Annotated in this window: 13 protein-coding genes; 8 read left to right on the forward strand and 5 right to left on the reverse strand. The window is 75.0% G+C overall.

Annotated elements, in window-relative coordinates; genetic code table 11:
• Positions 1–53: 53 nt before the first annotated feature.
• On the forward strand, positions 54–1,352 hold the full coding sequence (locus BBH68_RS28975) for a DUF6986 family protein (RefSeq protein ID WP_065966707.1): 1,299 nt from the start codon (positions 54–56) through the stop codon (positions 1,350–1,352).
• A gap of 117 nt (positions 1,353–1,469) precedes the next feature.
• Entirely contained in the window at positions 1,470–2,582 is a 1,113-nt protein-coding gene (locus BBH68_RS28980) for a hypothetical protein (RefSeq protein WP_174589107.1), read from the forward strand.
• On the opposite strand, the gene BBH68_RS28985 is transcribed toward BBH68_RS28980, so the two are convergent.
• A complete protein-coding gene (locus BBH68_RS28985; protein WP_065966664.1) occupies positions 2,533–3,165 on the reverse strand; it encodes a GAP family protein in 633 nt (210 codons plus the stop codon). The two genes, BBH68_RS28980 and BBH68_RS28985, sit on opposite strands and share 50 nt — an antisense overlap.
• Positions 3,166–3,343: 178 nt before the next feature.
• Here BBH68_RS28985 and BBH68_RS28990 point away from each other — a divergent pair, with 178 nt between their 5' ends.
• The gene (locus BBH68_RS28990; RefSeq protein WP_065966665.1) at positions 3,344–3,727 is read left to right on the forward strand and encodes an SHOCT domain-containing protein; all 384 of its coding nucleotides are present in this window, start codon (positions 3,344–3,346) and stop codon (positions 3,725–3,727) included.
• Positions 3,728–3,744: 17 nt separating this feature from the next.
• On the opposite strand, the gene BBH68_RS28995 is transcribed toward BBH68_RS28990, so the two are convergent.
• Positions 3,745–4,194: a hypothetical protein gene (locus BBH68_RS28995; protein WP_079254614.1), complete on the reverse strand. Its 450-nt coding sequence runs from the start codon at positions 4,192–4,194 to the stop codon at positions 3,745–3,747.
• A 106-nt stretch (positions 4,195–4,300) separates the two neighbouring features.
• The gene (locus BBH68_RS29000; protein WP_065966666.1) at positions 4,301–5,347 is read right to left on the reverse strand and encodes a LacI family DNA-binding transcriptional regulator; all 1,047 of its coding nucleotides are present in this window, start codon (positions 5,345–5,347) and stop codon (positions 4,301–4,303) included.
• Positions 5,348–5,479: 132 nt separating this feature from the next.
• Between BBH68_RS29000 and BBH68_RS29005 the strand changes: the two genes are divergently transcribed.
• The 3 genes from BBH68_RS29005 (at position 5,480) to BBH68_RS29015 (ending at position 9,972) form a co-directional block, all read left to right on the forward strand.
• Complete coding sequence (locus tag BBH68_RS29005; RefSeq protein ID WP_065966667.1) at positions 5,480–6,409, forward strand: ROK family protein; 930 nt, start codon at positions 5,480–5,482, stop codon at positions 6,407–6,409.
• Positions 6,410–6,566: 157 nt separating this feature from the next.
• Positions 6,567–8,693: a serine/threonine-protein kinase gene (locus BBH68_RS29010; RefSeq protein WP_065966668.1), complete on the forward strand. Its 2,127-nt coding sequence runs from the start codon at positions 6,567–6,569 to the stop codon at positions 8,691–8,693.
• Between the two features lie 244 nt (positions 8,694–8,937).
• Entirely contained in the window at positions 8,938–9,972 is a 1,035-nt protein-coding gene (locus BBH68_RS29015; protein ID WP_065966669.1) for an NUDIX hydrolase, read from the forward strand.
• Positions 9,973–10,545: 573 nt separating this feature from the next.
• Here the strand turns inward: BBH68_RS29015 and BBH68_RS29020 are convergent.
• Positions 10,546–11,958: a dipeptidase gene (locus BBH68_RS29020; protein ID WP_065966670.1), complete on the reverse strand. Its 1,413-nt coding sequence runs from the start codon at positions 11,956–11,958 to the stop codon at positions 10,546–10,548.
• Positions 11,959–12,137: 179 nt separating this feature from the next.
• Here BBH68_RS29020 and BBH68_RS29025 point away from each other — a divergent pair, with 179 nt between their 5' ends.
• Positions 12,138–13,367, forward strand: coding sequence for a geranylgeranyl reductase family protein (locus tag BBH68_RS29025; protein WP_065966671.1), 1,230 nt, complete (start codon positions 12,138–12,140; stop codon positions 13,365–13,367).
• 89 nt (positions 13,368–13,456) lie between these two features.
• Here the strand turns inward: BBH68_RS29025 and BBH68_RS29030 are convergent, their stop codons facing one another.
• Entirely contained in the window at positions 13,457–13,909 is a 453-nt protein-coding gene (locus BBH68_RS29030; RefSeq protein ID WP_065966672.1) for a nitroreductase/quinone reductase family protein, read from the reverse strand.
• 131 nt (positions 13,910–14,040) lie between these two features.
• On the opposite strand from BBH68_RS29030, the gene BBH68_RS29035 reads away from it, so the two are divergent.
• Positions 14,041–14,754 (forward strand): TetR/AcrR family transcriptional regulator, encoded by a 714-nt coding sequence (locus BBH68_RS29035; RefSeq protein ID WP_065966673.1) that lies wholly within the window; start codon positions 14,041–14,043, stop codon positions 14,752–14,754.
• Positions 14,755–14,775: the final 21 nt, after the last annotated feature.

The following is a 14,775-nucleotide window of genomic DNA, read 5'->3' on the forward strand; positions in this document are numbered from 1 at the left end:
AGTTCGCTCGGCGGATTCTGGATTCCGTATCACGAAAGGCGGTGGGTGTGCGGATGGAGCAGTCAGAGACGTTCGCGACAAGCCTTCCCGGCGCCGTGCGGGACGGGATCGCCGCCTCCCTCGCCGGCGTGGACGCCGAACTCGCGCGCCGCTACCCCGGCGACCCCGGCACCCGCCAGCCCGTCCACACCGTCTACGTCCCCGCCGACCTCCTCACCGCGGGCACCGTCCGCGCCTGGGGCGACCAGGCCCTCGCCGCGCTCGACGCCCACGCCCCCGACCCCGCCGCGCTGGCCGCCGTCCTCGGCCTCCGGGACGACCTCGCCGAACCGGTTTACGAGCGGGTGCGCGGCAAACTGGAGCGCGAGCCGGTGGAAGACCTGCGCGTCGACTTCGAGGACGGCTACGGCCCGCGCCCCGACGCCGAGGAGGACGCCGCGGCCGCCCGCGCCGCCTCCCTGGTCGCCGCGGCCGTCGCGGACGGCACCGCGCCGCCGTACGTCGGCATCCGCATGAAGTGCATGGAAGCCGCCGTCCGGGACCGGGGCATCCGCACCCTCGACATCTTCCTCACCGGGCTGATGAACGCCGGCGGCCTGCCCCCCGGGCTCCTCCTCACCCTGCCGAAGGTGACCTACGCCGAACAGGTCACCGCCATGGCCCGGCTGTGCGGGGAGTTCGAGAAGGCCCACGGCCTGCCCGCGGGCCGGATCGGCTTCGAGATCCAGATCGAGACCACCCAGGCCGTCCTCGGCCCCGACGGCCGCGCCACCGTCGCCCGCATGATCGACGCCGCCGGCGGCCGGGCCACCGGGCTGCACTACGGCACCTTCGACTACAGCGCCTCCTGCGGGGTCAGCGCCGCCCACCAGTCCATGGACCACCCCGTCGCCGACCACGCCAAGGCCGTCATGCAGGTGGCCGCCGCCGGCACCGGCGTCAGGCTCTCCGACGGCTCGACCAACGTCCTCCCCGTCGGGACGACCGAGCAGGTCCACGAGGCCTGGCGGCTCCACCACCGCCTGGTGCGGCGCTCATTGGCGCGCGCGTACTACCAGGGGTGGGACATGCACCCCGGCCATCTGCCGACCCGCTACGCCGCCGTCTACGCCTTCTACCGGGAGGGCCTGCCCCAGGCCGCGTCCCGCCTGGCCGCGTACGTGAACCGCGCGGGCGGCGCCGGGGGCGCCATCGCCGACGAGCCGGCCACGGCCAGGGCCCTGAGCGGCTACCTGCTGCGCGGCCTGGACTGCGGGGCGGTGGACCGCGCCGAGGTGGAGCGCCTCACCGGCCTCCCGCGCGCCACCCTGGACGCCCTGTCCGGCCGCGCCCCCGGCGCGGGCGCGGGCTGACCCCGGCGGCCCCGCGCCGGGGCCCGGGCCGACGCCGGCCCCCGCCGGGTCCGTACCGGCTCACTCCAACGCCTCACCCGGGATGCGGAATCGCCGGGGAAGGCCGGAGATGTTGTCATGACCGGCGCCCCCGACGACCCTCCGGGCAGGCCCCCGACACCACCGCACGACCATGCCGCCGAGGGGGCGGGCGGCGGCCCGCCGCGCCGCCGCGGGGCCCGGGACCTGGCCAGGAGCACCGCGTCGGGACTGCTCATCGCGCTCGCCTGTCTGCTCGTACCGGTGTGCGTGGTGTCGGCATGGCTCCACGACGTCCTCCTCGACACCGACCGCTACGTGGCGACCGTCCGCCCGCTCGCGAAGGACCCCGCGATCCAGGACGCCGCGCTGCGCCACGTCCGCCGAGCCCTCGACGCCCGGCACAGCGGCCGGGACATCACCTCCGACATCGCCTCCTGGCTTCGCCGCCAAGGGCTGCCGCCGACGGCGGCCGACGCCGTCGAGGGGCTCGGCGCCAAGCTGGACCCGGCCGTCGACCAGGCGTTGACGAGAGTGGCGGCGCATGTCGTGCGCAGCGAACAGTTCCCGGCGGTCTGGGTCGGCGTCAACCGGGCCGCCCACTCCGCCCTCGTCCACGTCCTCACCGGCGAAGGGCACGGGCCGGTCGCGGTGGACGGCGACACCGTGACCCTGGACGTGGGCGCGACCGTCGAGAAGGCCAAGCGGCACCTGCTGAACGCCGGATTCTCCTCGGCGGCGGAGATCCCCGAGGTCCACCGCCGCATGGTCCTCTTCCGCTCCGCCGAACTGGACGGGGTGCGCCGGGGAGTACGCCTGCTGGACCTGGCGGCGGCCTGGCTGCCCGCGCTGAGCGCGGTGCTCGGCGCCTCCGGTATCCTGCTCGCCCGCCGACGCCGCCGCGCCCTGGCCCGCGCCGCCCTGGGGACCGCCGTCACCTCCCTCGCCCTCGCCGTCGGCCTGGCCGTCGCCCGCCGCTACTGCCTCGACCACGTGCCGCCGCGGGTGCTGTCCAGGGCGGCCGCGGCGGACCTCCTCGACGCGCTGCTGCGCGTGCCGCGGGTCACCGTCCGCACCGTCGGGGCGCTCGGGCTCGTCGTCGCGCTGGCCGCCTGCCTGACCGGCCTCGGCCGACCGCGCGGGGTCGGTCGGGACGAGGCCGTCACGGGGTCAGGAGGAGCAGGACGAAGAGCAGACAGGTGCCGATGGTGACCACCCAGCTGTGGGAGGTCAGCCACTCCCGGAGCCTGGGCATGGTCTCCCTGGCACGCCGGCCGAGCAGCAGGAAGACCAGCAGGGGCAACGCCGCCACCAGCACCGTCAGCCCGATGAACGGCAGCGCCGCCACCAGCCCCTCGCCATGCTGCTCCAAGGACGCGCCGACGGTCAGCATCACCAGGATGTCGGACGGCATGCACAGGATGACCAGGAAGCCGATGGTGAACGCCCGCCAGGGGCCCGCCTCCATCAGCGAGCCCAGCCACTTCGGCGGCTCGGCCGTCTCCCGCCGCACATAGGCCTTCACCGCGGCGGCGATCAGCAGCGCCACCAGCACGATCTGGACCACCGTCCCGGCCGAGCCGCGGTCGGACGGGGAACCCGGCGCGACCACCTGGCCCAACAGCGCGAAGATTCCCCGCGTGATGGCCACCCCCACGGTCGTGGCGATCGCCACCCCGAGGAGGAACGCCAGGGACACCCGCACCGGGCGCGGGGTGGTCACCAGGATGACGGCGGACACGATCTGCGGCCCGGCCATCATGGTGACGGCGAGCGGGAGAATCTGCAGATCCATGGGCTGCCCTCTCCGGCCTCCGCGTCGGGACGACTTCACTGTCTCCATTCGTACGCGCCCGCGCCCGAACGGCATCCGCTGCTGCGCCGACCGGGGGCGGTCGGCAGTCGTAAGCTGAGAGTGTCGACCCCGGCTGGAGCCCGCGTCGGCCCGCCGGCGGGTCGGATGGAGGCGGACGATGAACTATCCACTGCTGAATGTGTTCATGACCACGGTGTGGGTCTTCCTGTGGGTCCTGTGGCTGATGCTGCTGTTCCGCGTGATCGGGGACCTCTTCCGCGACGACTCGATGGGCGGCTGGGCCAAGGCGGGCTGGTGCTTCTTCGTCGTCGTCCTGCCCTTCCTGGGCATCTTCGTGTACCTGGTGGCCCGGGGGCGCGGTATGGGCGAGCGCGAGGCGACGGCGGCCCTGAAGGCGGAGGAGGACCTGAAGCAGTTCGTGCGGGAGACCGCGGCGACCGGCCACGCCACGGAGCTGGCCGAGCTGGTGGAGCTCAAGAACCACGGGGACATCACGGCCGAGGAGTACGAGCGGGCCAAGGCCAAGGTGCTCGCGGCCTGAGACCGGCCACCGCGACCTCAGTACCGCACCGCAGCGCCGATCTGCGCCGTGAGGTGGCCGCTGAGCTTGCGGTGGCTGCGCGCGCTCGCCTTCTTGGACGAGTGGGGCTGGACCGAGGAGATCGTCAGGACGACCACGTCGACCAGATCGCCGTTCGCGTCGCGGAAGTTCACCTCCACGGCGTACTTCACCACGTCGCTCTGCTTGTTGGTGACGGTGATCGGTGCGACGGCGTGGCCGTCCTTGCCGATCGAGACGGCGCCGGCCTTCACGTCGCCCTTCGCCCTCACCCCGTTCTTGATCTTGTCCAGCTCGGACTTCGCGGAGGCGGTCGCCGTGGCGATCGCCCCGGAGGCCCGGGAGGCGGGGGCCGACGAGCCGCCGCCGTTCGAGCATCCGGCGGATGCCAGCACCATGGCCGCCACCAGGCTCCCCGCGCAGAACGTCCCCAGTCGGCACCAGGCCATCGCGCCTCACCTCGTCCCGTCGCACCGTCCGGAAGGCCGCTTCGTCGGACCCAGCCTGACGGCAGACGGACGGCGTGGCGAGCCGGGTGGTCCGTTGGTGGGCGTGTTACGCGGCCGGCGGGAGCTCCCCCGAGCCGCGGGCGATCAGACGGGTCGGCAGGACCACCCGCCGCGGCTCGGCCCCCGCCCCGTCGAGGCGGCGGAAGAGCAGCTCCGCGGCGGTGCGCCCGAGTTGGGCCGCGTCCTGGGCGATCACGGTGATGCCGGGGGAGAGGAGGTCGGCGAGCTCGAAGTCGTCGAAGCCGACGAGGGCGACCGGCGCGGGGCGCTCGTTCAGCACCCGTACGACGGTGACCGTCACCCGGTTGTTGCCCGCGAACAGGGCGGTGACCGGCTCCGGGGCGTCCAGCATCGCGGCCGTCGCCGCCCGGACCCGGGCCGGGTCGGTCGGGCCGAGGGACACCCAGGCGTCCTCGACCGGCAGCCCGGCCTCGGCCATCGCCGTCCGGTAGCCGCGCAGCCGCTCCTCGGCGGTGTGGATGCCCGGCTGGTCGCCGATGAAGCCGATGCGGCGGTGGCCGTGGGCGATCAGATGGGCGACGCCGTCACGCGCGCCGCCGAAGCTGTCGGAGAGCACGGCGTCGGCGTCGATACGGCCCGCCGGGCGGTCCACGAACACCGTGGCGACGCCCGCCGCTATCTCCGGGCCCAGATAGCGGTGGTCGCGCCCGGCCGGGATGACCACGAGGCCGTCGACCCGCCGGGCGCACAGCGCGAGCACCAACTCCTGCTCGCGCTCGGGGTCCTCGGCGCTCGAACCGTTGATCAACAGGGCGCCGTGGGCGCGGGCGACCTCCTCGACGGCGCGGCTCAGCGGCCCGTAGAACGGGTCGGCCAGGTCCTCGAGGACCAGCCCGATGCTGGCGGTGCGGCCCTTGCGGAGGATGCGGGCGCTGTCGTTGCGGCGGAAGCCGAGCGCGGTGATGGCCTCCCGCACGCGCCGCTCGGTGTCGGGCGTCACCCCCGGCTCGCCGTTGACCACCCGCGAGACCGTCTTCAGGCCGACCCCGGCGCGCGCGGCGACGTCCTTCATGGTGGGCCGGGTGCCGTAGCGGCGCGAAGTGGTGGCGGTGCCCGGGGCGGTTTCGGTCACGGTGCGCTTGTCCCGTCGCTGGTCGTGGTGCGGAAGGGTGTCCGAGCATAGCCCCTGGACAACGTTGTCAGCGGCAGGGAAGACTGTTGCCTCACAGCGATACGCCTATGCCCGCCGGGGGAGTCGATTCCTATGCCACGTGACCTCATCGCCGCACTCGACATCGGTGGGACCAAGATCGCGGGCGCTCTGGTGGACGGCGGCGGCAAGCTGGTGGCGCGGGCCAGGCGCGCCACCCCCGCCCAGGAGGCCGGCGAGATCGTGATGCGCGAGGTCACGGCGGTGCTCGAGGAGCTCTCCGGCTCCGCGCAGTGGTCCCGGGTCGCCGCGGTCGGGATCGGCAGCGCGGGCCCCGTCGACGCCGGCGTCGGCACCGTGAGCCCCGTCAACATCCCCGGCTGGCGCGACTTCCCCCTGGTCGCCGGGGTCCGCGAGACGGTCGGCGACCTGCCGCTCGCCCTGGTCGGCGACGGGGTGGCCATGACTGCGGCCGAGCACTGGCAGGGCGCGGCGCGCGGGCGCACGGGCGCGCTGTGCATGGTGGTCTCCACCGGGGTCGGCGGCGGCCTGGTGCTGGACGGCCGCCTCCACCCCGGCCCCACGGGGAACGCCGGGCACATCGGCCACATCAGTGTGGACCTGGACGGTGACCCCTGCCCGTGCGGCGCGCGCGGCTGCGTCGAGCGCATCGCCAGCGGGCCCAACATCGCCCGCCGGGCCCTGGAGGGCGGCTGGCGCCCCGGCCCGGACGGCGATACGAGCGCTGCGGCCGTCGCCGCCTCGGCGCGGGCCGGCGACCCGGTCGCCCGCGCCTCCTTCGAGCGCGCCGCGCAGGCGCTGGCCGCCGGGATCGCGGCCACGGCCACGCTCGTCGAGATCGAGGTGGCCGTGATCGGCGGCGGGGTGGCGGGCGCCGGGGACGTGCTCTTCACGCCCCTGCGGCGCGCGCTGCGCGACTACGCGACGCTGTCCTTCGTCGAGGGCCTGGAGGTCGTGCCCGCGCAGATGGGCACGGACGCCGGCCTGGTCGGCGCGGCCGCGGCGGCGCTCCCGCTCCTTTAGGGGCTCGGTCGGCCGGGGGCTCGGTCCGCCTCCGCGTGGTGGCGGTCCCGGGCCGCTCCTCTCATCGACCGCGCCACGCTGGGGAGTTGAGCGGGACTGTCGGCGGTAGCCCCTAAGCTGTTGCGCGACCACGGCTTACAAGGGGGACTGAGGCACGGTGTCATCGGGGGAGAGCGGCGGAGACCTGACCGGCAGGCTGCTGGGCGGTCGGTACCGCGTGACGGGCACGCTCGGCCGGGGCGGCATGGGCGTGGTCTGCAAGGCCGTCGACGAGGTGCTGGGCCGCGAGGTCGCGGTCAAGGTGCTGCGCGCCTACACCGACTCCTCCGGGCCCGAACTCGCCGATCTGCGCGTCCGGATGCAGCGGGAGGCCCGCGCCGCGGCGCGGATCCGGCACTCCGGCGTGATCACGGTCCACGACGTGACGGACGAGGGCGGCCTCCCGGTCATCGTCATGGAGCTGATCGAGGGCCGGTCGCTCGACGATGTGATAGACGAGCGGGGCGTCGTGGACCCCCTGGAGGCCGCGGCGATCGGCGCGAGGGTGGCGGACGCGCTCGCCGCGGGCCATCACGCCGGGGTGCTGCACCGGGACGTGAAGCCCGGCAATGTGCTGCTCGACCACGACGGCCGGGTGGTCCTCACCGACTTCGGCATCGCGAGCATGGAGGCGCCGGGCGACGACGCCACCACCAAGCTGACCCGCAGCGGCGAGCTGATCGGCTCCCTGGACTACCTCGCGCCGGAGCGCGCCCAGGGCCAGGAGCCCGGGGCGGCCTCGGACGTCTGGGCGCTCGGCATGACCCTGTACGCGGCGGTGGAGGGCTCCTCGCCGTTCCGCCGGACCTCGGTGTGGTCGACGCTGACGGCGATCGTCACCGAGCCGCTGCCGGAGCCGCGCCGGGCCGGGCCGCTGACGCCGGTCCTGCACGTGATGATGGACAAGGACCCGGCGACGCGGCCGTCCGCGGCCGAGGCGGGGGCGATGCTGGCGGCCGTGGCGGCGGGGGAGGAGCCGCGGATCGCCCCGCGCGGGGCCGGGCGGACGCCGACGGTGCCCGACGTGCTGGGCTCGGCGGCGGCGCGGCCGCCCGCGGGGCCCGGCGAGCCGCCCGCCGGCGCCCAGCCCGCCGGCCCCCAGCCCTCCGCCTCGTGGCCTACGGCCGCACCGCCCGCCGCGTTCCCGGCGGCAGGTCCCCAGGCAACCGATCCCCAGGCGTCGGGTCACCAGGCCTCCGGCCCCCAGGCTTCGGGTTCCCAGGTCTCCGGCCCCCAGGCGTCGGGTTCTCAGGTCTCCGGCCCCCAGGCGTCGGGTTCTCAGGTCTCCGGCCCCCAGGCTTCGGGTTCCCAGGCCTCCGGCCCCCAGGCGTCGGGTCACCAGCCCTCCGTTCCGCAGGCTTCCGGCCCGGGGGCGTCCTCCGCGCCGCTCTCCCCGCTGCCGTCCTCCGCGCCGCCCGGCTTCGGCCCGCCGTCGGCCGCCGAGGAGCCGCTGGTGGGCGGCGGGGCACCGGCGGGGCGGCCCGGGCGCGGGCCCGCCCGTAAGAAGGCGCTGATCGCGTCGGCGGTCGCCGCGGTCCTGCTCGCCGGGGGAGGCGTGACGTACGCGCTCGTCAGTGGCGACGACGACAAGACCGCGGCCGTGGGCCAGAGGGGTCCGTCGGCGTCCGCGTCCCACTCCGCCTCGCCGGAGGGCGGGAAGAGCGGCGACAAGGGCCGTACGGACGGCAAGGGCGACAAGGACGGCAAGGACGGGAAGGACGGGAAGGACGGCGGCGGCGCCAAGGGGGACAGGGGCGGGAAGAAGACCGGGGAGCCCGCGGACTCCGGCTCCCCGTCCGCCTCGGGCAAGCCGGGCGGCAGCGGCAAGGGCGCCTCGGGCGGCTCCGGGGGCGACGCCGACGGCGGCAAGGACGGCGGCAGCGGCGGGGCTTCGGACGGAGGCGGCGACGGCTCCGGGGGCGCGGGCGGCGGCGGTGGCGGCTCGGCGGACCCCGGCCCCTCCCCGGTCTGCCATGACGCCGGCGGCGGGAAGTACAACTGCGACGTGTGGCGCACCGCGACCTCGTACACGGCCGGCGGCGAGCCGATGGGCACCCTCAACCAGGGCCTGAACTACTTCTACTGCCAGCAGAACCTGGGCCGCCGCGAGACCTACGGCAAGTGGACGAACGTGTGGTGGGCCAAGACCGACGACGACAGCGGCAACACCAACGTGTTCATCAGCGATGTTTACATCAAGGGCGGCGACAACGACCAGCCCCTCCCCGGACTGCCCGTGTGCTGACGGCGCGCGCCGTCACCCCTTATCGGTAAATTCGGCCTTCCCCACCTCGGCCGGCAGTTCGCCGAGGCCGACCGGGACGACCTCGATCCCGCGCCGACGGCCCGCCGGAGATGTCCGGAACCCGCGCCGCCGCCCGCGCGCCGCCGTCCACGCGGCGGCGCGATCCGGCACTCCCCGGCGGCCGCGCGTTTCCGTGGCAGGGTGATGCGGGCAACTGTCAGGGGGCGATGGAATAGGGGGAAATGTGATCGTCTGGCTGAACGGTGCGTTCGGCGCGGGCAAGACCACCGCGGCCCGCGAACTGGTGGACTTCTTGCCCGGCAGCACGTTCTACGACCCGGAGCTGATCGGCGACGGCCTGCGGATGATGCTGCCGCGCAAGCGCCTTGAGGAGGTGTCCGACTATCAGGACCTGCCGTCCTGGCGGCGGCTGGTCGTGGACACCGGCGCGGCCCTGATCGCGGAGGTGGGCGGCCCGCTGGTGGTGCCGATGACAGTGCTCAGACAGGAGTACCGCGATGAGATCTTCGGCGGCTTCGCGGCCCGGCGGATCCCCGTGCGGCATGTGCTGCTGCACACTGACGAAACGATCCTGCGCGAACGAATAGCGGAGCGCGAGGCGATACCGGGCGACCCGGACGCCTGCGAATCCGTCCGCCGGTGGTGCCTGGACCACCTGGCGCCCTACCGCTCGGCGCTGTCCTGGCTCCTCGACGACGCGTATGTCGTGGACACCACCGGGCTCACCCCTCGGCAGACCGCCGAGCACATCGCCGACGCCGTCCGCGAGGGCGCCGGCAGCTGCGACATCGTGCAGACCCCGGAACCCAGGGCCGAGACCCTGGCGGCCGGGGTCCTGCTCTTCGACGAGGACGATCGGGTGCTGCTCGTCGACCCCACCTACAAGCCCGGCTGGGAGTTCCCCGGCGGCGTCGTCGAGCCCGGCGAGCCGCCCACCCACGCCGGCGCCCGGGAGGTCGGCGAGGAACTCGGCCTCCGACTCGACGAGCCGCTGCGGCTGCTCGTCGTCGACTGGGAACAGCCCAGACCGCCCGGCTACGGCGGCCTGCGCCTGCTGTTCGACGGCGGACGGCTCACCGCCGAGGCGGCCCGGAAGGTTCTGCTCCCCACTGCCGAACTGCGCGGCTGGCGCTTCGTCACCGAGGGCGAGGCCGCGGACCTCTTGCCCCCGGTGCGCCTCAGCCGCCTGCGCTGGGCCCTGCGCGCCCGCGAGCAGGGCCACCCGCTGTACCTCCAGGCGGGAACCCCAGCAGGCTGACGGGTGGGCGCCCTCCGAGCCCCACCACGGGCCTGGTGGCCGCCCTGCCCGCGCACACGGCGTGGCTTCGGGCGGGCGCCGGCCCGGCCGCGCGGCCGGGACCGGTGGCCCGGTCGGCACGCGCAGCCGTGCCGGGCAGGGGCCCGCGATCGCGCTGCGACGCCGCGCGTACGGTCACCGGCGACGCGGCCGCGCGTGCGCGCGTGCGGCGCGGTTCGGGCAGGGGCCTGCCCGGCCGCGCGTCCGGGGCCGGTGGCCTCGGCCGGTCCGCGCTGCCACGCGGGGCAGGGGCCCGCGATCGCGCTGCGACGCCGCGCGCACGGTTACCGGTGACGGGGCCCCGCAGCCCCCCGGCCGCGCCTGCGGCGCGGTCCGAGCGGGGGCCCGCCGGGCCCGTGCGCGCGGCGCGACCCCCCGGGGTTCGCTCGGGCCGGGGGCCGGGGGCCGGGGGCCGGGGGCCGGGGGCCGGGGGCCGGGGGCCGGGGGCCGGGGGCCGGCGGCCGGGTGGCGGGCTGGGGGACCGGGCCCGGCGCGGCAGGCCCGCCGGGCCGGGAGCCGGGGCCGGCCCCGGGGCTACCGTGCTTCGGCCGCGTACGCCCGCAGGAACAGCGCCTCCGCGAGCGAGAGTCGCTCCAGCTCGCGCGGCGAGACGCTCTCGTTGACCGCGTGGATCTGGGCGTCCGGCTCGCTCAGCCCGATGAGCAGGATCTCCGCCTCCGGATAGAGCGCCGCGAGCGTGTTGCACAGCGGAATCGAGCCGCCCGCCCCCGCGATCGCCATCTCCTGCCCGTCGTACGCCTCGTTCAGGGCCTGCCCCATCGCCGCGTACGCCGGGCTCGTGACGTCCGCCCGGAACGGCTGACCCTGGCCGACCTGCTCCACGGTGACCCGCGCGCCCCACGGCGCGGCGGACTTCAGGTGGGCGGTCAGCAGCTCGGCCGCCTCGCTCGCGTCCACGCCCGGCGGCACCCGAAGGCTCACCGCCGCCCGCGCGCTCGCCTGGACCGACGGGGTGGCGCCGACGACCGGAGGGCAGTCGATGCCCAGGACGGTGACGGCGGGGCGGGCCCAGACGCGGTCGGCGACGGTGCCCGAGCCGATCAGCTGGACGCCGTCCAGGACCCTGGCGTCCTTGCGGAAGTCCTCCTCCGGGTACTGGAGTCCCTCCCAGGCCGCGTCCGCCGCCAGACCCCGGACGGTCGTGGAGCCGTCCTCGGCCCGCAGCGAGTCCAGGATGCGGATCAGCGCGGCGAGCGCGTCCGGCGCGGCGCCGCCGAACTGGCCGGAGTGGAGATTGCCCTCCAGGGTGTCCACCCGCACCCGCAGCAGCGCCATACCGCGCAGCATCGCGGTGACCGTGGGCAGCCCGCCGCGGAAGTTGCCGGTGTCGCCGATGACGATCGTGTCGGCGGCCAGCAGCTCCGGGTGCGCCTCCGCGTAGCGCTCCAGGCCACCCGTGCCCTGTTCCTCCGAGCCCTCCACGATCACCTTGACGTTCACCGGAACCCCACCGTGCCGCTTGAGCGCGCGCAGCGCGGTGAGGTGCATGATCAAGCCACCTTTGCAGTCGGCGGCGCCGCGCCCGTACCAGCGTCCGTCGCGCTCGGTCAGCTCGAACGGCGGGGAGAGCCAGGCGGCTTCGTCCAGCGGCGGCTGGACGTCGTAGTGGGCGTACAGCAGAACCGTCGGGGCCCCGGCCGGGCCGGGCAGAAAGCCGTAGACCGACTCGGTCCCGTCGGGCGTCTCCAGCAGCGCCACGTCCGTGAAGCCCTCGGCGCGCAGCGCGTCGGCGACCCACCGCGCGGCGGCCTCGCACTCGCTCTTCGGGTACTGCGCCGGGTCCGCGACCGACTTGAAGGCCACGAGCTCGGCCAGTTCGGCCTTGGCCCGGGGCTGCAGCGCGGCGACGGTGGCGGCGATCGCCCGGCGGTCGGCCGGGGAAGGCGACGCGTGGCCGTCGGCTCCGGCGTGAGGTGCCTGCTCCATGTGGGGACGCTCCTGTGGGATGCGCGCGATGGCACGGGTGTACGACTGTACGGCTTGATGATGCGCCGCCGATCATCCCACAGCGGGGTCGCGCCCAGGTGAGCCGTAGGATGCGACGGTGGCCCGCGGCGGTGGTGGCGCAGGGCGATCAGGTCGGTCGAGTGGGAGCGGAAGCACACGTGAGCAGCGACAACGCGGCCCGGAACGGGGCCTCCCCGGCGGAGCCGGCGGACGAGTCGGTATGGGACGTCGTCGTGGTGGGGGCGGGCCCGGCGGGTGCCTCCGCCGCCTACGCCGCCGCCTGCGCGGGCCGCCGGGTCCTGTTGCTGGAGAAGGCCGAGCTGCCGCGCTACAAGACCTGCGGGGGCGGCATCATCGGCCCCTCGCGCGAGGCGCTGCCGCCCGGCTTCGAACTGCCGCTGCGCGAGCGGGTCCACGCCGTGACGTTCTCGCTGAACGGCAGGCTGACCCGCACCCGCCGCTCCAAGCAGGCGCTGTTCGGGCTGATCAACCGGCCGGAGTTCGACGCCGGGCTGGTCGAGGCCGCCAAGGACGCGGGCGCCCGGGTGCGCACCGGCACCGCCGTGGCGCGCGTCGAGCAGCACGGCCCGTCGGTGCCCGACCGGCGGACCGTGGCCGTGGTGCTCGCGGACGGCGAGACCGTGCTGGCCCGGGCCGTGGTCGGCGCGGACGGCAGCGCCAGCCGGATAGGGGCCCATGTCGGCGTCAAGCTCGACCAGGTGGACCTCGGCCTGGAGGCGGAGATCCCGGTGCCGCCGACCGTGGCCGAGGACTGGTCGGGCCGGGTCCTCATCGACTGGGGCCCGCTGCCGGGCAGTTACGGCTGGGTGTTCCCCAAGGGCGACACCCTGACCGTCGGGGTGATCTCGGCCCGTGGTGAAGGCGCCAGGACCAAGCGCTACCTGGAGGACTTCATCGCCCGGCTCGGGCTCGCCGGGTTCGAGCCGCGCATCTCCTCCGGGCATCTGACCCGCTGCCGCTCCGACGACTCCCCGCTGTCCCGGGGCCGAGTCCTGGTGTGCGGGGACGCGGCGGGGCTGCTGGAGCCGTGGACCCGCGAGGGCATCTCCTTCGCGCTGCGCTCGGGGCGGCTCGCGGGGGAGTGGGCGGTGCGGATAGCCGAGGCCCATGACGCGGTCGACGCCCGGCGCCAGGCGCTGAACTACGCCTTCGCGATCAAGGCGGGGCTCGGGGTGGAGATGGGGGTCGGGCGCCGGTTGTACACGGTGTTCGCCCGCCGCCCCGGGATGTTCCACGCGGCGCTCACCGGATTCCGGCCGGCCTGGCGGGCCTTCACGAAGATCACGCGCGGGACGACGACGCTCGCCGAGATCGTCCGGACCCACCCGGCGGCGCGGCGGGCGCTGACCGCGCTCGACCGCGGCTAGGGGAGACACCTCCTAGGCCCGGTCCGGGCGGCCTGCCCGCGCGTCACCGCCGCCGACGGCTCACGCGCCGATGGCTCACCGCCGACGGCTCACGCGTCGGCGGTGGTGACGCGGAAGACCGGGTGCAGCGGGGAGATCCGGGCCAGCTCCTCGTCCGACGACTTCCCGGTCACCCCGTCGAAGAACTGGCTCACCTCCCAGCCCCAGCGGACCAGATAGGCGCGCAGCGCCTCGGTCTTCTCCGCGCCCTCCGGCAGCTCGGTGGCGGTGAAGGTCTGCGTACGGCGCCCGACCCGCAGCCGGCCGCCCCCGGCCGCCCGCATGTTGCGCACCCACTGGGTGGTGCCGCGGGCGGAGACCAGGTAGCGCTCGCCCTGAAGCGGAAGCGGATTGACGGGGACCCGTCGCCACTCGCCGCTCGACCGGCCGACGACGGACAGCTCGGCGGCGCCGAAGAGGCTCAGTCCGCGCCGGGCGAGCCAGGCCACGGTCGCGTGGAAGGGGGCCTCGAACCGGCTGGGCTTGATGTAGTGCTGCGACATGACGTCCTCCCGTGATCCGTTATGAGAGCACTGCTCTCGTCGGAGAGCAGTGTGCATGACGTCGGGGTCGCAAAGCAAGAGCACCGCTCTCGTTGTTGGCTGGTGCTCCATCGAGTGAGACACTGTCCGTCATGAGTGCGATCCAAGGGGCCAGGGAACGGGCCCGTGCCGAAGTGACCGCCGCCATCAAGGAAGAAGCGCGCCGCCAAGTGGCCCGCGAGGGCGCGGTCAAGCTGTCGCTGCGCGCCGTCGCCCGCGAGCTGGGCATGGTCTCCTCCGCGCTCTACCGCTACTTCCCGAGCCGTGACGACCTGCTGACCGCGCTCATCGTGGACGCGTACGACGCCCTCGGCGCGGCCGCCGAAGGGGCCCTGGCGACGGCGGACGGCCGGGAGCCCCTCGAGCGGTGGAGCGCGGTCTGCCGGGCCGTACGGGAGTGGGCGCTGGCCCATCCGCACGAGTACGCGCTCATCTACGGCTCCCCGGTGCCCGGCTACTCCGCCCCCCAGGCCACGGTCGTGCCCGCCTCCCGGGTGGCCCTGGCCCTGCTCACCGTCGTCCTAGACGCCCACGCCGCCGGCGCCCTGCGCGCGCCCGAGGGGGCCGTGGTCCCCGAGGCGGTGGGGGCCGACGCCCGCGCGCTGGCCGGGACCCTGGGGATCGAGCTGCCCGAAGCGGCGCTCACGGGGTTCACCGCGGCCTGGGCGCAGCTGTTCGGCCTGGTCAGCTTTGAGGTCTTCGGCCAGTTCAACAAGGTCGTCGAGGCGCGCGAGGAGTTCTTCGCCCATGCCGTCGCGGCCCTCGGCCGCGCGACCGGCCTGCCCTGGACCAGTCAATCCGATTGATCACGTGATCCCTGATCACCT

It is taken from the genome of Streptomyces sparsogenes, from assembly GCF_001704635.1.
Classification (GTDB): domain Bacteria; phylum Actinomycetota; class Actinomycetes; order Streptomycetales; family Streptomycetaceae; genus Streptomyces; species Streptomyces sparsogenes.